At 71.4% G+C, this 21,160-nt stretch carries 20 protein-coding genes; 14 read left to right on the forward strand and 6 right to left on the reverse strand.

The features are described 5' to 3' along the window. Positions 1-2: 2 nt before the first annotated feature. Positions 3-1,619, reverse strand: coding sequence for an ABC transporter substrate-binding protein (locus tag ABIC47_RS03345; RefSeq protein ID WP_354477137.1), 1,617 nt, complete (start codon positions 1,617-1,619; stop codon positions 3-5). Beyond that, a complete protein-coding gene (locus ABIC47_RS03350; RefSeq protein WP_354477139.1) occupies positions 1,619-2,827 on the reverse strand; it encodes a dipeptidase in 1,209 nt (402 codons plus the stop codon). Before ABIC47_RS03350 ends, ABIC47_RS03345 begins: the two co-directional genes overlap by 1 nt. Positions 2,828-2,992: 165 nt before the next feature. Between ABIC47_RS03350 and ABIC47_RS03355 the strand changes: the two genes are divergently transcribed. The 6 genes from ABIC47_RS03355 to ABIC47_RS03380 all read left to right on the forward strand — a co-directional run bounded on the left by ABIC47_RS03355 (position 2,993) and on the right by ABIC47_RS03380 (position 9,189). Then, the gene (locus ABIC47_RS03355) at positions 2,993-4,000 is read left to right on the forward strand and encodes an ABC transporter ATP-binding protein (RefSeq protein WP_354477142.1); all 1,008 of its coding nucleotides are present in this window, start codon (positions 2,993-2,995) and stop codon (positions 3,998-4,000) included. Beyond that, entirely contained in the window at positions 3,984-5,051 is a 1,068-nt protein-coding gene (locus ABIC47_RS03360) for an ABC transporter ATP-binding protein (RefSeq protein WP_354477145.1), read from the forward strand. Before ABIC47_RS03355 ends, ABIC47_RS03360 begins: the two co-directional genes overlap by 17 nt. Positions 5,052-5,393: 342 nt before the next feature. Then, complete coding sequence (locus ABIC47_RS03365; protein ID WP_354477147.1) at positions 5,394-6,374, forward strand: Gfo/Idh/MocA family protein; 981 nt, start codon at positions 5,394-5,396, stop codon at positions 6,372-6,374. A 120-nt stretch (positions 6,375-6,494) separates the two neighbouring features. Then, a complete protein-coding gene (locus ABIC47_RS03370; protein WP_354477150.1) occupies positions 6,495-7,253 on the forward strand; it encodes a 3-hydroxybutyrate dehydrogenase in 759 nt (252 codons plus the stop codon). Further along, entirely contained in the window at positions 7,250-8,140 is an 891-nt protein-coding gene (locus ABIC47_RS03375; protein ID WP_354477153.1) for an alpha/beta hydrolase, read from the forward strand. The genes ABIC47_RS03370 and ABIC47_RS03375 overlap by 4 nt, the downstream gene beginning before the upstream one ends. After that, on the forward strand, positions 8,137-9,189 hold the full coding sequence (locus ABIC47_RS03380) for an alpha/beta hydrolase (protein WP_354477155.1): 1,053 nt from the start codon (positions 8,137-8,139) through the stop codon (positions 9,187-9,189). The genes ABIC47_RS03375 and ABIC47_RS03380 overlap by 4 nt, the downstream gene beginning before the upstream one ends. A 4-nt stretch (positions 9,190-9,193) precedes the next feature. On the opposite strand, the gene ABIC47_RS03385 is transcribed toward ABIC47_RS03380, so the two are convergent. Further along, the gene (locus ABIC47_RS03385; protein ID WP_089877946.1) at positions 9,194-9,832 is read right to left on the reverse strand and encodes a TetR/AcrR family transcriptional regulator; all 639 of its coding nucleotides are present in this window, start codon (positions 9,830-9,832) and stop codon (positions 9,194-9,196) included. Between the two features lie 78 nt (positions 9,833-9,910). Between ABIC47_RS03385 and ABIC47_RS03390 the strand changes: the two genes are divergently transcribed. From ABIC47_RS03390 to ABIC47_RS03400, 3 genes are all read left to right on the forward strand, one after another. Then, positions 9,911-10,963, forward strand: a complete 1,053-nt coding sequence (locus tag ABIC47_RS03390; protein WP_354477158.1) for an agmatine deiminase family protein — start codon at positions 9,911-9,913, stop codon at positions 10,961-10,963. Continuing rightward, positions 10,960-12,675 carry an amidase gene (locus ABIC47_RS03395; RefSeq protein WP_354477161.1) on the forward strand — a complete coding sequence of 572 codons (1,716 nt, stop codon included), beginning with the start codon at positions 10,960-10,962 and terminating at the stop codon, positions 12,673-12,675. Before ABIC47_RS03390 ends, ABIC47_RS03395 begins: the two co-directional genes overlap by 4 nt. 94 nt (positions 12,676-12,769) lie before the next feature. Continuing rightward, entirely contained in the window at positions 12,770-13,369 is a 600-nt protein-coding gene (locus tag ABIC47_RS03400) for a M15 family metallopeptidase (protein ID WP_354477163.1), read from the forward strand. A gap of 27 nt (positions 13,370-13,396) precedes the next feature. On the opposite strand, the gene ABIC47_RS03405 is transcribed toward ABIC47_RS03400, so the two are convergent. Continuing rightward, on the reverse strand, positions 13,397-14,014 hold the full coding sequence (locus ABIC47_RS03405) for an NAD(P)-dependent oxidoreductase (protein ID WP_089877959.1): 618 nt from the start codon (positions 14,012-14,014) through the stop codon (positions 13,397-13,399). A gap of 59 nt (positions 14,015-14,073) precedes the next feature. On the opposite strand from ABIC47_RS03405, the gene ABIC47_RS03410 reads away from it, so the two are divergent. From ABIC47_RS03410 to gap, 5 genes are all read left to right on the forward strand, one after another. Then, entirely contained in the window at positions 14,074-14,568 is a 495-nt protein-coding gene (locus tag ABIC47_RS03410) for a MarR family winged helix-turn-helix transcriptional regulator (RefSeq protein WP_354477166.1), read from the forward strand. Between the two features lie 111 nt (positions 14,569-14,679). Continuing rightward, on the forward strand, positions 14,680-16,113 hold the full coding sequence (gene argG / locus ABIC47_RS03415; RefSeq protein ID WP_354477169.1) for an argininosuccinate synthase: 1,434 nt from the start codon (positions 14,680-14,682) through the stop codon (positions 16,111-16,113). 71 nt (positions 16,114-16,184) lie between these two features. Beyond that, entirely contained in the window at positions 16,185-16,616 is a 432-nt protein-coding gene (locus ABIC47_RS03420; RefSeq protein WP_018192276.1) for a MarR family winged helix-turn-helix transcriptional regulator, read from the forward strand. Continuing rightward, positions 16,613-17,557, forward strand: a complete 945-nt coding sequence (locus tag ABIC47_RS03425; protein ID WP_354477172.1) for a GlxA family transcriptional regulator — start codon at positions 16,613-16,615, stop codon at positions 17,555-17,557. Before ABIC47_RS03420 ends, ABIC47_RS03425 begins: the two co-directional genes overlap by 4 nt. Positions 17,558-17,704: 147 nt before the next feature. Beyond that, positions 17,705-18,700 (forward strand): type I glyceraldehyde-3-phosphate dehydrogenase, encoded by a 996-nt coding sequence (gene gap, locus ABIC47_RS03430; RefSeq protein WP_018192278.1) that lies wholly within the window; start codon positions 17,705-17,707, stop codon positions 18,698-18,700. A 59-nt stretch (positions 18,701-18,759) separates the two neighbouring features. Here the strand turns inward: gap and ABIC47_RS03435 are convergent, their stop codons facing one another. After that, positions 18,760-19,749, reverse strand: a complete 990-nt coding sequence (locus ABIC47_RS03435; protein WP_442911228.1) for a diacylglycerol/lipid kinase family protein — start codon at positions 19,747-19,749, stop codon at positions 18,760-18,762. A gap of 48 nt (positions 19,750-19,797) precedes the next feature. After that, positions 19,798-21,135, reverse strand: coding sequence for a serine/threonine-protein kinase (locus ABIC47_RS03440; RefSeq protein WP_354477175.1), 1,338 nt, complete (start codon positions 21,133-21,135; stop codon positions 19,798-19,800). Between the last annotated feature and the right edge of the window lie 25 nt (positions 21,136-21,160).

Raw genomic sequence — 21,160 nt, forward strand, 5'->3', positions numbered from 1 at the left:
GGCTACTTGCCGGTCGGGTGCGCGCTGGCGACCGAGACCGGGTTGACGATGGACAGGAGCTCGCTGGGCTTCGAGACGAACCCGGTCCACTTCGAGCTGGACGCGAAGTACAGGTTCTGCGTGTACATGATGTTGTCGTACACGTTGTCCCGCACGATCTTCGCGGCCTCCCGCATCAGCTTCACCTTCTCCTTCTTGTCGGTGGTCGCGGCGCCCTGGGCGATCAGATCGTTGAGCTTCGCGTCGTCGACGTAGGTGTAGTTGATGGCGCCTCCGGGGAGGTAGGCGAGCGTCATGTTCGTCACCGGGTCGTCCATGATGGCGAAGTTGCCGGCGTAGATGTCGAAGTCGCCCTTGTTGGTCATCGCGAGGTAGGTGTTCCGCTCGGTGCCCTGGAGCTCGATCGGGATGCCCGCCTTCGCCGCGCTGTCCTTGACGAGGGTCGCCCACTGCGAGGTGACGCTGTCCTGGAGCGAGTAGATCAGCCGGAACTTGACCGGGAACATCCCGTCGGAGCCGGCCGTGTATCCCGCCTTCTCCATCAGCGACCGCGCCTCGTCCGTGTCGAACGAGTACTCCTTGATGGACTTGTCGTAGTAGTCCTTCAGCACCGGCATCAGCGGGCTCGACCCGGTCGACACGGCCTGACCCTGCAGCACGACCTTGCGGATCGCGTCGTAGTCGACCGCGTGGGCGAGCGCCTGACGCACCTCGAGCTTCGCGAGCACCGGGTTCTTCATGTTGTAGGTCATGTGGGCGTAGCCCAGCCCGACCGCCTCGGTGACCGTGATGCCGCTCGTCGACTTCAGCTTCGCGACCTGCGCCGGGGGCAGCGCGTTGGCGATCGCATCCACTTCACCGCTCTGCAGCGCGAGGATCTCCGTGTTGACGTCCGGGAAGACCCGGTACACGACCTTGGCGGAGAGCGGCGTGCCTCCCTCGACCAGCGGGTAGTCGTCGACGCGGTCGAGCGTGTAGCTCTGCCCCACCTGCACCGCCGACAGCTTGTACGGTCCGGCGCTGACCCAGCCGCCGTCCTTGCCGTCGTTCGGGAACGTGGCGACCGAGTCGGCCTTCTCGAACACGTGCTTCGGGACGATGTTGCCCCAGAAGCCGATCTCATCGACGATCGACGAATCCGGCTTGGTCAGGGTGAACTCGACCCGCGTCTTCGACACCGCCTTCGCCGTGTCGAGGTTGGCGAGCTGGCCGTAGAAGGTGCCGGAGGGCTTGTCCTTCTTCACCGCGTTCATCGTCCACGCGACGTCCTCCGCGGTGAGCGGCTGGCCGTCGCTCCACTTCATGTCGTCGCGGATCTCGTAGTACCCGGTGGTGTCGTTCACGTAGCCCCACTTGGTGGCGAGCTGCGGCCTCTTCGAACCGTCGTTCGCGATCTCCAGCAGGTGCGGATACATGAGGTTGGTGATCCAGTAGTCGCTCCGGCTGTTGCCGACGAGCGGGTTGTAGTTGACGACATCGGTCGTCGTGGCGATCGTGAGCGTCGCCGAGCCGGCCGTGGCGGAGCTCGCCGCGGGCGGTGCGCTCGGCGCGCACGCGCTGAGCGCCAGGGCCGCGACGGCGAGAGTGGCCGCCGCGACCGCGATCTTCCGTGGGCGCATCAGACCCACACCTCCTTCAGGACCCGAAGAGTGTTTCCACCCACGACGGCGCGGATCTCGTCGTCGGAGTAGTCGTGCTTCACCAGCCAGCCGATGATGTTGTAGAACTCCTCGGCCGGGTTCTCGAGGCCGTCGACGTACTCGACCTTCTCGTAGTCGACCTTCCCGTGCGCCTGCCCGAGGGACAGGTTGGACGCGAACGCGTCGTGCAGTCCGACGTGGTCGCCGAAGAGGGTGTCCGGTCCGAAGCTAACGTGCTCCAGGCCGACCAGGTCGACGCAGTACTGGAAGTGGTCCATGACCGATTCCAGCGAGTGACGCGGGTGCTGGGGCGACAGCGTCGTGTGCGGTGCGGCCTCGATGCCGATGACACCGCCGCGCTTGGCGCACTCGATGATCGTCTCGTCCGTCTTCATGCGGTTCGTCGGCCACAGGCCGCGGGCTCCCGCGTGGGTGATGAAGACCGGCTTGGCGGAGGCCTTGATCGCATCCACCGCCGTCCGGTCGCCCGAGTGCGAGACGTCGATCGCGATGCCCAGCTTGTTCATCCGCTCGACGGCGCGTTCGCCGAAGTACGTCAGCCCACCGTCACCGCGCTCCTTGAGCCCGGAGCCCAGGTAGTTCGCCTCCGAGTACGCGATGCCCATCTGGCGCACGCCGAAGCCGTAGAGCACGTCGAGCCGGTCGACCTCGTTCTCGATCGGGGTCGCCGCCTCGAGGGCGAAGATGTGGGCGATGCGCCCGGTCTCGGCGGCGTACTCGATGTCCTTGATCGTCTCGCCCTTGATGACGAAGTCCTGGTGGGCCAGGTCGGCCATGCGGACGCCGAGGTCGAAGAGCACGTCCTGGTACTTCCAGCCGGCGTCGCTCGAGATGCAGCAGGTGCCGTCCATCCCGTTGTCGAAGACCGCCGTGATCCCCGAGCGCGAGAGGCCCTGGTAGCCGGTTGGTTCGCGGCCCTGGCGGATGTGGTCGCGGAGCTGGGTCATGTCTTCGGGGAAGACCTGCACGTGGTCGTGCAGGGAGATGACCGTCGACTCGGAGAGGAGGCGCGTCGTGCGCTCCTTCTGGTCGTCGCTGAGGTCGAGGCCGGCGTACTCGGGCACCCGGTTGATCTGCTTGGCGTAGCGGAACTCGCGGTAGTCCTTGCCTGCCTCCAGGTAGTCGTATGCGGTGTAGCCCGTGTAGCGCGGGGCGGGGTCGAGCACGCTGTCTCCTTCGTCCTGGTGAGGTTGAGGCCGCTGCGCAATCAGGCGCAACAGCAGCCAATCTCGCGGATATCCGGCGGCTGTGTCAACATTGATTTGAAAATTCGGCACGGATGTTTCCTGATTGAAACATTCCGGAAACGACTCACATGCGAGGATGTCGACGTGGACACATCGAACGCGCACAGCACCGACGTGCTGCAGGTACGCAATCTCTCCGTGGCCTTCACCGGCGGCGGCCCGGATATCCCCGCGGTTCGCGAGGTCGACCTCCGCGTCGGCCGGGGCGAGTTCGTGGCGCTCCTGGGCGAGTCCGGTTCGGGCAAGTCGGTCACCGCGCGGGCCATCATGGGCCTCGGCGAGGAGAACACCCGGGTCACGGCCGACGTGCTGCGCCTGGGCGACGTCGACCTGCTGTCCGTGAGCGAGGAGGCGCGCAGGCGACTCCGCGGCGAGCGCATCTCGCTCGTCCTGCAGGACGCCCTCTCGGCACTCAACCCGGTGATGACGATCGGCGACCAGATCGGCGAGCTCTTCCGCGTGCACCGCGGCGCCGGCCGGAAGGAGGCGCGCGCCCGCGCGGCCGAACTCCTCGCGCTCGTCGGCATCCCCGCCCCGGAGCGCCGGGTCGACGACTACCCGCACCAGTTCTCCGGTGGCATGCGTCAGCGCATCCTGATCGCCATGGCCATCGCCCTGGAGCCGGAACTCCTCATCGCGGACGAGCCGACGACCGCGCTCGACGTCACCGTGCAGGCGCAGATCCTCGACCTGCTGGGCTCGCTGCGCGACCGGCTCGGGATGGGCGTGCTCCTGATCACGCACGACCTGGGCGTCGTCATGGAGGTCGCCGACCGGGTGGCCGTCATGTACGCCGGCCGGATCGTGGAGTCCGGCGACGCCGACACGGTGTTCGCCCGCCCGGCCCACCCGTACACGGAGGCTCTCCTGCGGTCGGTTCCGCAGGCGGCACAGCGCGGGTCGGATCTGCTCACCATCCCCGGGTCGCCGCCGAGTCCGGCGCGCGTCCCGTCCGGCTGCTCGTTCCATCCCCGCTGCCACCTGGCCGTCGAGGCCTGCCGCAGCGTCCGTCCCCCGCTCGAAGAGGTCGCCCCCGGTCGGCGGGCGGCCTGCATCCGATCCGAGGAGCTCATCGGTGAACTCGTCCCCTGATACCCGCACCGTCGCCGACTCGCGCGCCGGTGACGCGACCGCCCCGGAAGCCGAGGTCGTCCTCAGCGCGCACGGCCTCGTCCGCCGTTTCGCGACCGGCTCCGCGTTGCGGTCGGCGACCGTGTCGGCGGTCGACGGCATCTCGCTCGACCTGCACGCCGGCGAGATCCTCGGCATCGTCGGGGAGTCGGGATGCGGCAAGTCGACTCTCGCGCGCATGCTCGTCGGCCTCGAACGTCCCGATGAGGGCACGCTCGCGTACCGCGGCACCGACGTGGGACGCGGCCGCCGGCGCGACCGCAAGCACCTCCGCGAGGGGGTGCAGATGATCTTCCAGGACCCGTACGCCTCTCTCGACCCGCGCATGACGGTGCTCGACATCGTCACCGAGCCGATCGCCGCGGCCCACGCGATGAACCGCTCCGCTCGGCGCGCACGGGCCGTCGAGCTGCTGGAGCTGGTCGGACTCGGCGAGGACATGCTCACGCGGTTCCCGCACCAGTTCTCCGGCGGGCAGCGGCAGCGCATCGGCATCGCCCGCGCTCTGGCGCTCGACCCGGACGTCCTGGTCTGCGACGAACCGGTCTCCGCGCTCGACGTGTCGGTGCAGGCGCAGGTGATCAACCTGCTGGGCGACATCCGTCGCCGCCTCGGGGTGTCGATCGTGTTCATCGCGCACGATCTGTCCGTGGTCCGGCACATCGCCGACCGCGTGGCCGTCATGTACCTGGGCCGGATCGCGGAGCTCGGCGACACCGACGTGCTCTACGAGAGCCCGTCGCATCCCTACACCCAGGCGCTGCTCTCCGCGACGCCGACCGCCACCCGCGAGGGCCGGGGCCGCCTGGCGCAGCGGCGCATCCTCGCCGGGGAGCCGCCGTCGCCGGTGGACCCGCCGTCGGGCTGCCGCTTCAACCCGCGCTGCTGGATGGCGACCGACGAGTGCCGCACGGTGGTCCCGCCGCTCCGCCCGCTCGACGGACCCGGCATCCCGCTGCGCGAGGTGGCCTGCCACCACGCCGAGGAGGCGGTCGGTCTCCCGGTCGCGTAACGCCCAGCGCCGCCTCCCCTTCCCCGCCTCCCGCGTCCGTCCCCGCCTCCCGCGTCCGTCCCAGCCCCGTCCCGTGCCCCTCACCAACCCGCGCGAAACGGAGGATCCCACGCCCGGCCCGCCCAGAAACTCCTCCGATTCCGGCCTCGCGGGGGCGAGTCGCGCCGTTTCTCCTCCCTTTCGCCCACCTGCTCGGCTGCTCGGAAAGGGAGGAGAATCCCTCCGCCGCGCCGATGAATCACCGGAAACGGAGGACGTTTCGACGCCGGCGGCCTGACCCACCTCCGTTCCGGACGACCGACCGCCGAACGTCCACCCGCCCGCCGTCGGTACGATGACCGCATGACGACCTCCTCCCCCGCGTGGGGCATCCTCGGAACGGGCGGCATCGCGGCCGCCATGACCCGCGACCTGCAGCTCGACGGCCACACCGTCGCCGCGGTCGGATCCCGCACCCCGGAGGCGGCCGCGCAGTTCGCCGCCGCGCACGCCGTGCCCCGGTCGCACGGCAGCTATGAGGAGCTCGTCGCCGATCCGGATGTCGACATCGTCTACGTCGCGACGCCGCATCCGCAGCACGCCCCCAACGCCCTGCTCGCGCTCGCAGCCGGGAAGCACGTCCTCGTCGAGAAGCCGTTCACGATGAACGAGGCCGAAGCGCAGCAGATCGCCGACGCCGCCCGCGCGGGCGGACTGGTCGCGCTCGAGGCGATGTGGACGCGGTGGCTGCCCCACATGGAGCGTCTGCAGGAGATCATCAGCGACGGCACCCTCGGCGAGCTGCGCTCGGTCGTCGCCCACCACGTCCAACTCACGAACCCCGACCCGGCCGCCCGGATGCTGAACCCGGCGCTCGGCGGCGGCGCGCTGCTCGATCTCGGCATCTACACGGTGTCGTTCGCCTGGGATGTGCTGGGCGCACCGAACCAGGTGCTCGCCCTGTCGACACCGACCGCGACCGGCGTCGACCGCCAGACGTCCATCCTGCTCGGCTACGAGAGCGGCGCTCAGGCGACGCTCACCACTGAGCTGGACGCCGCGGGCGACAACAGCGCCACCGTCATCGGGACGGACGCTCGGGTCGAGCTCGCCGCGACCTTCTACGCGCCCACCTCCTTCCGGGTCGTCGATCCGAAGGGCCACGTCATCGAGACGTACGAGTCGCGCATCGACGGGCGCGGGATGCAGTACCAGGCGCGCGCGATCGAACGGCTGATCGCGGCAGGCGGCGGAGAGGATGTCCGCCTGCCGCTCTCGCAGTCGGTCGCCATCATGGGCACGCTCGACACCATCCGGGAGCGCATCGGACTCGTCTACGGCTGAGGTGCGACCCGGCCGCCCACCGCTCTTCCCCGTTCCCGTCGCCCGGCGTTAGAGTGCGCGTGGAGCGCACGGCGATCCGCGGCCCGCGGGCCGCTGGCCCGGCGGGAAGGAGCGTCATCGATGACCGATCTCACGGGGAGGCGCGCGCTGGTCACCGGCGGCGCCAGCGGCATCGGGCTCGCCTGCGCCGAGGCGTTCGCGGCAGCGGGCGCACGGGTGACGATCGCCGACCTGAACGGCGACGCGGCGCGCGAGGTCGCGGCGCGGCTCGGCGGCGACGCCTGGGAGGTGGACCTGTCGAAGACCGGCGAGCTGGCCGACGCGGCTGCCGACGCGGCGGTGGATGTCGACATCCTCGTGAACAACGCCGGCATCCAGCACGTCCGTCCGATCCCCGAGTTCGAGCCGGAGACGTTCGCCCTGATGCTGCGGATCATGGTGGAGGCTCCGTTCCTCCTCATCCGCGCTGTGCTGCCCGGGATGTACGAGCGGGGCTTCGGCCGGATCGTCAACATCTCCAGCGTCCACGGCCTGCGGGCGTCCGAGTTCAAGTCGGCGTACGTCACCGCCAAGCACGCCCTGGAAGGGCTCTCGAAGACCACCGCGCTCGAGGGTGGAGCGCACGGCGTCACCTCCAACTGCATCAATCCCGGCTACGTCCGCACCCCGCTCGTCGAGAAGCAGATCGCCGACCAGGCACGTCTGCACGGCATCCCGGAGGACGAGGTGGTCGAGAAGGTGATGCTGACCGAGGCGTCGATCAAACGCCTGGTGGAGCCGACCGAGGTGGCGAGTCTGGCGCTCTGGCTCGCCGGTGACGACGCCGGCATGGTCACCGGCGCCAGCTACACGATGGACGGCGGGTGGAGCGCCCGGTGACGACCGCGACGGAGTACACGCCGTTCGCGGTCCCGGTCGACGGCGGCGACCTCGCCGGCGGTGTGTGGCATCCGGACGCCGAGGGGATGCCGATCCTCGCCATCCACGGCATCACGGCCAGTCACCGTGCCTGGCTCCTCGCCGCCGACGCGCTGCCGCACCACCGCTTGATCGCGCCGGACCTGCGCGGGCGCGGCCGCAGCTCCGGGCTCCCGGCCCCGTTCGGGCTCACGCAGCACGCCGACGATCTGGCCAGGGCACTGGATGCGCTCGCGGTCGACCGGGTCGTCGCCGCCGGTCACTCCATGGGCGGCTTCGTCGCGGTCCGCTTCGCCGAACGCCACCCCCACCGGGTCGAGCGGTTGGTGCTGATCGACGGCGGCCTGCCCGTCCCCGCACCCGAGGGCGTCCCACCCGAGGACCTCCCGGCCGTGATCCTCGGCCCGGCGCTCGAGCGTCTGCGGATGCGGTTCGCGTCGCCGGAGGAGTACGAGGCGTTCTGGCGGCGGCATCCCGCGATCGGTCCGTGGTGGAACGCCGCGATCGCCGACTACGTCGCGTACGACCTCGTCGGCGACGCGCCGGAGCTGCGGTCGAGCGCCGACCCCGATGCCGTGTCCGTGAATGCGCTCGAGCTCGACGGGTCTGCCGGCTACGCCGAGGCGCTGGCCGCCCTCCGCCTTCCGATCGACTTCGTGCGCGCACCGCGCGGCCTCCTCGACGGACCGCCCCTCTACGACCCCGCCGTCATCGCCGAGTGGCGGGAGCGCCTGCCCGGGATGCGCATCCACGAGGCCGACGACGTGAACCACTACACGATCCTCATGACCGATGCCGGCCTGCGGCAGGTCCTCCCCGTCCTCGACCCGAAGGAGACACCCCGATGAGTGGAACGCTGCTGCCCGGCATCGACGCCCGCGCCGTCCGCACCTCCCGTTACACCGCCAACGTGCTGGAGCGCCCGGCCGCGGGCGACCCGCTCCGTACCGTGCTGTTCGTGCACGGAAACGTCTCGTCGTCGCTGTTCTGGCAGCCGCTCATGCAGTCGCTGCCGGAGGGCGTGCGCGCGCTCGCGGTCGACCTCCGCGGGTTCGGCGACAGCGAGACCCTCCCGGTGGATGCGACCCGCGGCGTCCGCGACTTCTCCGACGACGTCGCGGCGGTGGCGGACGAGCTCGGTCTCGGCGCGGTGCACGTGGTCGGCTGGAGCCTCGGCGGCGGCGTGGTCATGCAGCTGCTGCTCGACCGGCCGGACCTCGTCGCGAGCCTGACCCTGGTCTCCCCCGTCTCGCCGTACGGTTTCGGCGGGACGGCCACCGACGGCAGCCTGCTCAACCCGGACGCGTCGGGCACGGGAGGCGGCGGCGCCAACCCGGATTTCGTCGCACGGCTCGCCGCGGGCGACACCAGCGAGGACGCTCCGACGTCGCCGCGCGCCGTGTACCGCTCCTCCTACGTCGCGCCCGGGTTCGTCTCCGAGTACGAGGACCTCTGGGTGGAGTCGATGCTGTCCACGGCGACCGGCCCCGACAACTACCCCGGCGATGCGAGCGCGTCCGAGCACTGGCCGGGATTCGCGCCGGGCACGCGCGGCATCCTCAACACCCTGGCCCCGACGTACTTCGACACCTCGGGCATCGTGGATGCGCCGGCCAAGCCGCCCATCCTGTGGATCCACGGCGCGGTCGACGCGATCGTCGGCGACGCCTCCTTCTTCGACCTCAACCAGCTGGGCGCCGCAGGCATCATCCCGGGGTGGCCCGGCGATCAGGTCGCTCCGCCCCAGCCGATGCTCGTGCAGACGCGGGCCGTGCTCGACCGCTACGCCGCGGCCGGAGGCACCACGCGCGAGGTCGTGTTCGAGGACTGCGGGCACTCCGCCCACATCGAGAAGCCGGACGAGTTCCGCGCCGAGCTGCTCGCCTGGATCGGCTGAGTTCTCACGACTCGACCGCGGCACCTGGGGCCGGCGCTGCGTCGAGCGTGCCGCGGCGGAGTCCGAGGAGCCCCTCGACCGCGTGGGCGAGGACGGGCCCGCGGTCGCCGCCCGCGCCCCAGCGGACCAGGGCCTGCGCGTTGAGGCCGTCGATCATGCCGAGCAGCTGCCACGCGGCCTGCGCCGGGTCGTCGGCGTGGAAGACCCCGGCTGCGACACCGCGCTCGACGACGTCGAGGATGAGCGCCTGCCAGGCGTCCATCTGGTCGCGCACGGCGGCGGCGAGCGCCTCGTTCCGCCGGCCGAGCGCCCAGGCCTCGACCCAGACGAGGGTGACATCGTCGCGGGTGCCGTCGAGCAGCGTCCGCAGCAGCGCGGCGAGGCGCGCCGTCGGGTCGACTTCCCGATCGAGGAGGGCACGCACCTCATCCAATTCGGCGGCGACGACCGCGGTGAAGGCGGAGGCGACCAGCTCATCCATCACCGGGTGGTAGTGCGCGACCAGGGCGGGAGCGACCCCGGCGCGACCGGCGACACCGCGCATGGTCACCGCGGTGAGCCCGTCGGTGAGCGCGAGGTCGCGGGCGGCGGCCGAGAGTTCGGCACGACGTTCCGCGGGAGGGCGGCGGGGTGCTCTTGACATGGTCCGCCCAGTATAGGTACGGTCGCCTCACGTATTGATCATTCGATCAACAATCGTCGCCGACCGCGGAGGACACCGATGACCTGGCGCATGCCCGCAGAGACCGCACCGCACGAGCGCACGTGGATGGCGTTCCCGCGCGCCGGCCTGACCCTCGGCGACGACGCCGCATCAGCCGAGGAGGCCTACGCGTCGTGGACCGCCGTCGCCCACGCGGTCGCCGAGTACGAGCCGATCACGATGGTCGTCGACCCCACCGAGCGCGACCGCGCCCGCCGCATGCTCGGCAGCCACGTCGAACAGGTCGAAGCCCCGCTCGACGAGTTCTGGATGCGCGACTTCGGCCCCACCTTCGTGGTCGACGACGAGCGGCCGGGTGTGCTCGGGGCCGTCGACTGGACCTTTAACGGCTGGGGCGACCCCGAGTGGGCCGAGTGGCACAAGTCGGCCGAGATCGCCCGCTTCGTCGCCGAGCGCACCGGCGCCGAGCTGATCAGTTCGCTCCTGGTCAACGAGGGCGGCGGCATCCACGTCGACGGCGAAGGCACCGTGCTGCTGACCGAGACCGTCCAGCTCGACCCGCGGCGCAATCGCTACGCCGACAAGGAGCGGGTGGAGGCCGAGCTCGCCCGCACGATCGGCGCGACGCACGCCGTCTGGCTTCCGCGCGGCCTCACCCGCGACTACGACGACTTCGGGACGAACGGCCACGTCGACATCGTCGCCACCATCCCCTCCCCGGGCCGGCTGCTGCTGCACGCCCAGCGCGACCCGGAGCACCCCGACCACAAGGTGTCACGCGAGCTGCGCGCCCTCCTCTCCGGCACGACGGATGCAGCCGGACGCAGCTGGGACATCATCGACCTGCCCGCCCCCGCCACCCTTCGGGACGAGGAGGGCTTCGTCGATTGGAGCTACGTCAACCACCTCGTCGTCAACGACGGCATCGTGGCGTGCGGCTTCGGCGAGGAGCGCGCGGACGCGGAAGCCACCGAGATCCTCGAGGCCGCGTACCCCGGCCGGCGGGTGACGATGGTCGACTCGCGCCCGATCTTCCAGCGCGGCGGCGGCATCCACTGCATCACCCAGCAGCAGCCCGCCGTGGCCCCGACAGCGCAGGACGCCCGATGACCTTCGACGTCGTCGAGACGCCCATCGCCGAGCTGCGGCGAGCGCTGGAGGCCGGCGAGACCACGAGCGAGGAGCTGGTCACCGCCTACCTCGCCCGGATCGACGCGTACGACACGGCCGGCCCGCGCCTCAACGCGGTCGTGGTCCGCAACCCGGACGCGCTCGCGGAGGCGCGCGCCTCCGACGCCCGGCGGTCGCGCGGCGAGACGCTCGGACCGCTCGACGGCATCCCGTACACCGCGAAGGACAGCTACCTGGCGCGCGGGCTCACCGCGGCCGCCGGATCGCCGGCCTTCGAGCACCTGGTCGCCCAGCGCGACGCGTTCACGATCGAGCGCCTGCGCGCCGGGGGCGCCATCCTCCTCGGCCTCACCAACATGCCGCCGATGGCGAACGGCGGGATGCAGCGCGGCGTCTACGGGCGCGCCGAGTCCCCCTACAACGGCGACTACCTCACCGCCGCGTTCGGCTCCGGTTCGTCGAACGGCTCCGGCACGGCCACCGCGGCCAGCTTCGCGGCGTTCGGCCTCGGCGAGGAGACGTGGTCGTCGGGCCGCGCCCCCGCCTCAAACAACGCACTGTGCGCCTACACGCCGTCTCGCGGCATCATCTCGGTGCGCGGCAACTGGCCCCTGGTGCCGACGATGGATGTGGTGGTGCCGCACACCCGCACTGTGGCGGATCTGCTCGAGGTGCTCGACGTGATCGTGGCCGACGACCCGGAGACCCGCGGGGACTTCTGGCGCGCGCAGCCGTGGGTGCCGATCCCGCGGGCGTCGGAGCTGCGGCCCGCGTCGTATCCCGCCCTCGCCGGGAGCGCCTCGCTCGCCGGACGGCGGTTCGGCGTGCCGCGGATGTACATCAACGCCGACCCGGAGGCGGGCACAGGCGACGGCGGACCGAGCGGCCGCGGTGGCATCGGGGGCGCGACCGGTCAGCGGATCGAGACGCGCCCGTCCGTCATCGCGCTGTGGGAGCGCGCCCGCCGCGACCTGGAGGCGGCCGGTGCGACGGTCGTCGAGGTCGACTTCCCGGCAGTCAGCAACTACGAGGGCGACCGCGCTGGCGCACCCTCCATCGCGACGCGCGGGCTGGTCAGCCCCGAGTTCCTGCGGCGAGAGATCGTCGACCTGTCGGCGTGGGCGTGGGACGACTTCCTCGCCGCCAACGGCGACCCGGCGCTCCGGACTCTCGTCGACGTCGACGGCGAGCGCATCTTCCCCCACCCGGAGGGCGCCCTGCCGGACCGCTACGACGGCTTCGAGGACGACATCGCCGACTACCCCGCCTGGGTGCGCGCGCATCCCGGCACGGCCCTCGCCGACATCCCCGAGCTGGCCGACGGCCTGCGCGGCCTCGAGGAGACCCGGCGCGTCGACCTGGAGGAGTGGATGGACGGGCTCGGTCTCGACGTCGTCGTGTTCCCCGCCGTCGCCGACGTGGGGCCGGCCGACATGGACGTGAACCCGGACTCGGCCGACCTCGGCTGGCGCAACGGCGTCTGGGTCGCGAACGGCAACCTCGTGCCGCGGCACCTCGGCATCCCGACCGTGACCGTGCCGATGGGCACGATGGACGACATCGGGATGCCGGTCGGACTCACCTTCGCCGGCCGCGCGTACGACGATGCCCGGCTGCTCGCCCTCGCCGCGGCGTTCGAGGCGACCGGCGAGCGGCGCACCGAGCCGTCGCGCACACCGCGCCTCGGGTAGCACCCGCCAGCCTCCTCGGGGTCCGTCGCACGGTGGATGCGGATGGGCCTCGCGGGGGACGCGGCCGCCCGCGCCGCCCGGCGAGGCTGAAGGCATGCATTCCTCGAAGTCCCGACTGTTCGGCGCCGCCCTGTCGGTGGCCGCCGCATCCATCTCCCTCAGCGCCGTCCTCGCCGGCTGCACCTCCGCGCCCACCGGTTCCCTCGCGCAGCCGGCGAGTGCGGGCGGATCGGTGGTCGAAAGCGGCGGCCTCACCGATGACGACGGATACATCGCGGACGGCACGTCCCTCCCCCTCGACAGCGACCTGCCCGCGGTCACCCGGCTCGACCCGGACCTCCGCTCCGCACTGGAGGACGCGCAGTCCGCGATGGAGGCCGAGGGCAGCGGGTCCGCCATCACCATCGCCGACGGCTGGCGTTCCGAGCGGTACCAGGAGCACCTGTTCGCGCAGGCGGTGAAGCAGTACGGCAGCGAGGAGGAGGCCGAGAAGTGGGTGAAGCGCGGCAGCGACTCCGCCCACGTCCGCGGCGAGGCGGTCGACATCGCCGACGCCGGCGCGATGGACTACCTCAACCGCTTCGGCGCCGAGTGGGGACTCTGCCAGGTCTACGCGAACGAGGCCTGGCATTTCGAGCTGCGCACGGCGCCCGGCGGCACCTGCCCGCCGCAGTCGCCCGACGGTCGCGGCTGAGGAGCCGCCGCGGCTGAGCGCGGTGCCTCAGCGGGCGATGCCGACGGCGGCGCGCTCGGTGTCCGCCCGGCCCAGGCTCGCCAGCATCGCCGCCGCGAGATCCGCCCGGGACACCGTCATGCCGCGAGGGACGGAACCGCCGATGCGCGTTCGATACCGACCCGTCGCGGGCCCGTTCGTGAGCATCGGCGGCCGGAATGCCGTCCACACGCTGTCCGAGGCAGCGAGCTCGGCCTCCATCTCGCGCAGGTCGTCGTACACCGGCCGCAGCACGCGACCGATGAGGGGCAGGGCAACGCGTCGGCTGATGAAGCTGTCGTCCGCGGGCGGAGGTGCGACCGGCGCTGCGCTGATGACGACGATGCGGCCGGGGTGGGCGGCGAGGATCGCCCGCGTGGCGGGCGCTGCGACGGGTGCATCCGCGCGGGATCGCGGACCGATCGCGGAGAGCACGGCGTCCGACCCGGCGATCGCGTCCCGGACGGCGGCCGTATCGGAGAGGTCGGGGACGATGACCGGGGTGACTCGCGGGTCGATCTCGGCCGGACGGCGGAGGACGACCGCGACCTCGTCGCCTCGATCCAGCGCTTGCCGGACGAGCTGGCTGCCGGTGCGCCCGCTGGCGCCGAAGACGGTGAGCTTCATGTAGGCATGCTAGATGATAATCACACTGCCGTGCAATCACTCGTTGGTACGATCGAGGGATGTCGTCCTCCGAGACCCCGCGGCCCGAGGCTGTGCCCGCGCTCGAGACCCGGGCCAGCTTCCTCGTGTCACAACTCGGCCTGCAGAGCGCCCAGCGCTTCACCGCAGCTCTCGCCCCGCTCGGCATCACCCCGAACCGGTTCGGGGTGCTCGTGCATCTCGCCCGTCAGGAGGGCCGCACGCAGCAGGAGCTCGCCACCGCCCTCGGCCTGCACCGCAATTCCATGGTCGGGATGATCGACGACCTGGAGGAGCGCGGCCTGGTCGAGCGTCGCCGCCACCCGGACGACCGCCGTGCGTACGCCATCCACCTCACCCCTGCGGCGCGCGCCGTGCTCGAGGCCGGCGATCGCCTGGCCGACGAGCAGGAGGAGGCGATGCTCGCGCCCCTCGATGCGGGAGAGCGCGCTGCGCTCGTCGCGACCCTCACCCGCCTCGTCGCCGCGGCCGGCTACCGCGCCGGTGTGCACCCCGGTCTCGACGCCCGCCACTGACGTTCCCCGCCCCACGATTTGCGCCAAATCGCGGTTATGGGAGCCGCATTACCGCGATTTGGCGCAAATCTCGGTCCCGGGCCCGGGTGAGGCGGCCGATAAGCTGGGTGCGTGTCCAAGGTTCTGAGCAGTCTGCCCGTCGGTGAACGAGTCGGCATCGCGTTCTCGGGAGGTCTCGACACCTCCTGCGCGGTCGCCTGGATGCGCGAGAAAGGCGCCGTGCCCTGCACGTACACCGCCGACATCGGCCAGTACGACGAGCCCGACATCGACGCGGTCCCCGGCCGCGCGAAGGAGTACGGCGCCGAGATCGCCCGGCTCGTCGACGCCAAGCGTGCGCTCGTCGAGGAGGGCCTGATCGCCCTTCAGTGCGGCGCCTTCCACATCCGCTCTGCAGGCAAGACCTACTTCAACACCACCCCCCTCGGTCGCGCGGTGACCGGCGTCATGCTGGTGCGCGCGATGATGGACGACGGGGTCGAGATCTGGGGCGACGGCTCCACCTACAAGGGCAACGACATCGAGCGGTTCTACCGCTACGGCCTCATCGCCAACCCGCGCCTGCGCATCTACAAGCCGTGGCTCGACTCCGCCTTCGTGGAGGAGCTCGGCGGCCGCACCGAGATGAGCGAGTGGCTCGTCGCCCGCGGCTTCCCGTACCGCGACCCGAGCGAGAAGGCCTACTCGACCGACGCGAACATCTGGGGCGCCACCCACGAGGCGAAGCGCCTGGAGGAGCTGGATGCCGGGCTCGACATCGTCGACCCGATCATGGGCGTCGCCGCCTGGCGCGACGACGTCGAGGTCACCCCCGAGACGGTGTCCGTCCGTTTCGAGGCCGGTCGCCCTGTCGCCATCAACGGCGTCGAGTTCGACGACCCGGTGGCCCTGGTGCTCGAGGCGAACGCGATCGGCGGCCGCCACGGCCTCGGCGCGTCCGACCAGATCGAGAACCGCATCATCGAGGCCAAGAGCCGCGGAATCTACGAGGCGCCGGGCATGGCTCTGCTGCACATCGCCTACGAGCGGCTGCTCAACGCCATCCACAACGAGGACACGGTGGCGAACTACCACAACGAGGGCCGCCGCCTCGGTCGACTGATGTACGAGGGCCGCTGGCTCGACCCGCAGTCGCTGATGCTGCGCGAGTCGCTGCAGCGCTGGGTCGGCTCCGCCATCACCGGCGAGGTCACCGTGCGCCTGCGTCGCGGCGACGACTACACGATCCTCGACACGGCCGGCCCCAACCTCAGCTACCACCCGGAGAAGCTGTCGATGGAGCGCGTCGGCAACTCGGCGTTCGGCCCGGGCGACCGCATCGGCCAGCTGACCATGCGCAACCTCGACATCGCCGATTCCCGTTCGCGGCTTGAGCAGTACGCCGCAGCCGGGCTCATCGGCGGTCCGACCGGCGCTCTGGTCGGCGAGCTGGAGGAGGGCCGCGCGCGTTCGATCCTCGAGGGCGTCGAGCCCGTGGATGAGGAGCTTTCGCGCGAGATCGACCTCAGCTCCGAGGGTGCGGCGTTCGACTCCGGCACCGACTGAGGCGAACACCCGCGCGCATCGGGCCGGGCCGCGCTTGCCCGACCGGCCCGAGACATCCGTACGATGAGGGTATGGATGCGCACGCGGCGGAAGCGGAGGAGCACCGCCCCGAGAACTGGCCGCTCGGCCGGCTGCTCGGCGCCGCCTCCCGAGCCGTGGAGCGCGCCTGGGCGGATGCCTTGGAGGAGCGCGGCCTCACCCACGCCGGTCTGATCGTGCTGCACCTGCTCGAGCTCGGCTTCGACTCCCAGTCGGATCTCGCCCGGATGGCGCACGTCGAGCCGCAGACGATGTCGCGAACCGTCGACCGCCTGGAGCGCGAGGGCCTGGTCACCCGCGCCCCAGACCCGGGCGACCGGCGCCGCCACGTCCTCGCCATCACCGAGGCCGGGCGATCGGCGTTCGCGGGTGTTCGCGGGCTCGAAGACGAGGTGTTCCCGGCGGTGGACGACCCGGCGGCGTTCCGCGCGGCCCTGCTGCAGATCGTCACCGCCCGCCCGTGAGCGGCAACCACGTCGTCGCGGTGCTCGTGCTGGAGGGCGCGAAGCCGCTCGACGTCGGCATCCCGGCGCAGGTGTTCTCGAACCGGCCGAGCATGCCGTACGAGGTGCGCGTGTGCGGCCCGTCCCCTGGCCTTATCACCGGTGGCGACGGGCTCTCGTATCACGTGGCGGAGGGCCTCGAGGCGCTAAAGCAGGCCGACACTGTGTTCGTGCCCGGCTACCGGACCCCGGCGACGACTGATCCGCCGGCCGCCGTGGTGGATGCGCTGCTCGCCGCCCACGACCGCGGCGCGCGCCTGGCGGCGATCTCCACCGGAGCCTTCGCCCTGGCGGCGACCGGCCTGCTCGACGGCAAGCGCGCGACGACGCACTGGCACTACACCCGCCAGCTGGCGAAGCGGTATCCGCTGGTGCGGGTGGATGAGAACGTACTGTTCGTCGACGAGGGCGACATCCTCACCTCCGCCGGCGCGGCCTCCGGCATCGACCTGTGTCTCCATCTGGTGCGGCGCGACCATGGCGTCGGTCTCTCCAATCGGGTCGCCCGCCGCCTCGTCGCCGCGCCGTACCGCAGCGGGGGCCAGGCGCAGTTCGTCCCGCGCAGCGTTCCCGAGCCGCTGGGCGACCTGTTCGCCGAGACCCGGGAGTGGGCGCTCGCGCACCTCGCCGAGCCGCTGACGCTCGAGAGCCTGGCGCGCAACGCCCGTGTCTCCGCCCGCACCTTCTCGCGGCGGTTCGTGGAGGACACCGGCTACACGCCGATGCAGTGGGTCCTCCGGGCTCGCGTCGACCTGGCGCGGGAGCTGCTGGAGCGCTCCGACCTGGGCGTCGACCAGATCGCCGCGCAGGTCGGGCTCGGCACGGCGGCGAACCTCCGGATGCATTTCCACCGCATCCTCGGCACCTCGCCGACGGAGTACCGCCGCACGTTCTCGGCCTGAGCTCGCGCCGCTCGCCCCCGGGGTGGCGGGATCCTTGCGCACGCTGGCGATCACTCTGGCGGAATGCTTGCGCGCACTGTCGTCCCAGCCACTTTCGACGGGATCGCCGACGCCGTAGCTTGGATGCGGTCCCACGAAAGGAACAGCATGACCCGCATCGCCATCAACGGTTTCGGCCGCATCGGCCGCAACACCCTCCGCGCGCTCCTCGAGCGCGACTCCGACCTCGAGGTCGTCGCCATCAACGATCTGACGGCGCCCGACACCCTTGCCCACCTCCTGAAGTACGACAGCTCCCTCGGCCGCCTGGGCCGCACCGTCGAGGTCGACGGGGACGCTCTCGTCGTCGACGGCCGCCGCATCCGCGTGCTGGCGGAGCGCGAGCCCGCCGACCTGCCGTGGGGCGAGCTCGGCGTGGATGTCGTGCTCGAGTCCACCGGACGCTTCACCTCCGCAGAGGCCGCCCGGGCACACCTCACTGCCGGCGCGAAGCGCGTGCTGGTCAGCGCGCCGTCCGACGGCGCCGACGTGACGCTGGCCTACGGCGTCAACACCGACGCCTTCGACCCCGCCCAGCACGTCATCGTGTCCAACGCCTCCTGCACCACGAACGCGCTCGCCCCGCTCGCGGCCGTCCTGGACGACCTGGCCGGAATCGAGCACGGCTTCATGACCACCGTCCACGCGTACACGCAGGAGCAGAACCTGCAGGACGGCCCGCACCGCGACCTCCGCCGTGCCCGTGCCGCCGCGGTCAACATCGTGCCGACCACGACCGGTGCCGCGAAGGCGATCGGCCTGGTGCTCCCGCAGCTCGACGGCAAGCTGTCGGGCGACTCCATCCGCGTCCCCGTTCCCGTCGGCTCCATCGTCGAGCTGAACACGACCGTCGAGCGCGACGTCACGCGGGACGAGGTGCTGGCCGCCTACCGCGCGGCTGCCGACGGACCGCTGCGCGGCATCCTCGATTACGCCGACGAGCCCCTCGTCTCCAGCGACATCACCGGCCAGCCGGCGTCGTCGATCTTCGACGCGGCGCTGACCCGCGTCGACGGACGACACGTCAAGGTCGTCGCCTGGTACGACAACGAGTGGGGCTTCTCCAACCGCGTGGTCGACACGCTGGAGTTGCTCGCCCGCTAGTTCACGGGGAGCCTGTTACCTCGGTCGCAGGCTCCCTCGGCGCTGGGGTCGCGGCATCGCTACGCGCTGCCCTCAGCTCCACCGCGCGGCACCTTCACCATCAGGCTCGACGGGTCGACCCAGGTGCGGAGAGCGGACGCGCGGCCGAACAGGTCGCCGTCGAGATCCACCTCCTGGGGACGGCTGAGCCGCATCACGAACTCGCGGCCCTTGAGGTAGTTCATCGCGCGCACCTCCTTGTCGGCGCCCATCAGCCGCCGGCCGACGGTGGTGCGCCGGAGGACGCCGTTCTCCCAGAAGATCTTGACGGCGATCTGCACCCAGCCGACGAACCCCTCCGGGCGCAGCACGACGATGTCGAACTCCCCGTCGTCCACGGCCGCCTCGGGGAGCAGCAGGATGTTCGCGGGCAGCGACCCGCAGTTGCCGATCAGCACCGTGTGGGCCCGCACGGAGCGCACACCCTTGTCGTCGAGCTGGTAGCGCAGGCGGAGCTCGTTCTTGTCGCGCAGCACCTTCCCGATCGCCTTCACATAGGCGAGCCAGCCGTGCCGGGCCTTGAGGTCGTCGTCGGTGGCGGCGATCATCTGGGCGTCGATCCCGACGCCGGCCATCACCAGGTAGGAGTGCTTGCGCGTCGGGCCGCTCCCGTCGCGCAGCTCGATCACGCCGACATCGATGGACCGGTTCTCTCCGTCGAACGCCGAGTCGAGGGCATGGCCCACGTCGTCGAGCGTGAGGTTCAGGTTCCGCGCGAGCAGGTTGCCCGTGCCGGAAGGCAGCAGCGCCAGCGGCACACCGGTGCCCTGAAGCTTCTCGGCGACCGTGCGGACGGTTCCGTCACCGCCGGCAGCGATGACGACATCCACGTTGCGCTCGAGCGCCTGCTCGGTCTGCCCGGAACCCGGGTCGTCCTCGGTGGTCTCGATCCAGAGCGTCTCCGCCCAGCCGTGCCGTTCTTCGGCGGCTCGGAGCGCCTCGCGCAGGGCGGGCGCATCCACCTTCACCGGGTTCACGACGATCGCGGCGGTCCTCGTTTGCTCGGGCATTCCCCGACAGTACCGGCGGATGGTCGATGGCGGAAGCGGCCGGAGCCCTCAGCCTTTGCCCTTGCCGCCGTTCTTGCCCGGGCCGCCGCCCGGGGCGTCCTTTCCCGGCCCCTTGTCCTTGCCGGGACCCGTCTTGTCGTCCGAGGGGCTGTTCGCCGGCCCCGGATCCTCACTGGGCGTCGTCGTCTCCGGATCCGTCGTCTCCGTCGTCGTAGCAGGAGCGACCGTGGTGGGCGGGGCGGTCACACTGGGAGTCGGGCGCGGCGTCGTGACCGTCTCGGGTTGCGCGGCGGGCGCCATCATCGAACCGAGCGCCAGTGCGGATGCGGTCACGAGGACAGCGGCCGCCGCCACACCGCCGACCAGCAACCCCCGGCGACGACTACGCGACGGTGTCTCGCCGCTGCGATCCGGATCCCTGCGCGCGGACGTCGGGAGGATGCGCGTCGGCGCATCGTGGTCTCCCGCCGCATCGCCGATCGCCGCGGCCGACGTCCCCCCGGCAGCCCCGCCGCCGATCGCAGCCGCCACGGTCGCCGCATCCGGCTCATCCGCCCGCCACCCGGCCAGCTGCGGCGCGAGCTCGCGCGCCATCACCGCCACCTCCCAGGCGGTGGGCCGGATCGACGGTTCGCGGGCGGTCATGGCGCCGAGGAAGCCGCGCCAGTCCTCCGGCAGCGACGACGGGATGCGCGGGTCGCGCGCCGAGCGGGCGGCCACCGCCTCCACGGGCGTGCCAGGGAACTCCCGGACGCCGGTCAGCGCCTCCAGCACGACGAGGCCGAGCGAGTAGATGTCCGCAGACGGCCCCGGCTCGCCCCCGAAGATCTGCTCCGGGCTCAGGTAGCCCGCGGTGCCGATGACCGTTCCGACGGTCGTGATCCGCTCCGAGCCGATCAGGTGCGCGATGCCGAAGTCGGCGAGCTTCACGACCGGCCGGCCGCCGGGCACGCTCGCGTCGGCCAGCAGGATGTTGCCGGGCTTGAGGTCGCGGTGGACCATTCCCGCCTCGTGGACCACCACGAGCGCCTCCGCGATCCCGACGGCGATCTCGACCGCATCCTCCGGAGGAAGCGGTCCCCGTTCGAGCCGGGAGCGGAGGTCCTCCCCGTCGACCAGCTCCATCACCAAGAAGCTCGGCGTCGTATCCCCGTCCGCTGCCAGGTGCGCGTCGTGCAGCGCCACCAGGTGCGGGTGGCTCAGCCGCGCGAGCATCGTCGCCTCGGTGCGCCGCCGCGCATCGTCGACGGCGGCGCCGGAGGTGAAGACCTTCACGGCGACCTCGCGATCCAGGCGCCTGTCGTGGGCGCGGAAGACCGTCGCCATGCCGCCGCGGCCCAGTCGGTCCTTCAGCTCGTAGCGGTCGAGAAGCACTCTGTCGTCCACTGCGCGAGCATACGCGCAGGATCCG

This window comes from Leifsonia sp. 563, from assembly GCF_040545055.1.
Classification (GTDB): Bacteria; Actinomycetota; Actinomycetes; order Actinomycetales; family Microbacteriaceae; genus Leifsonia.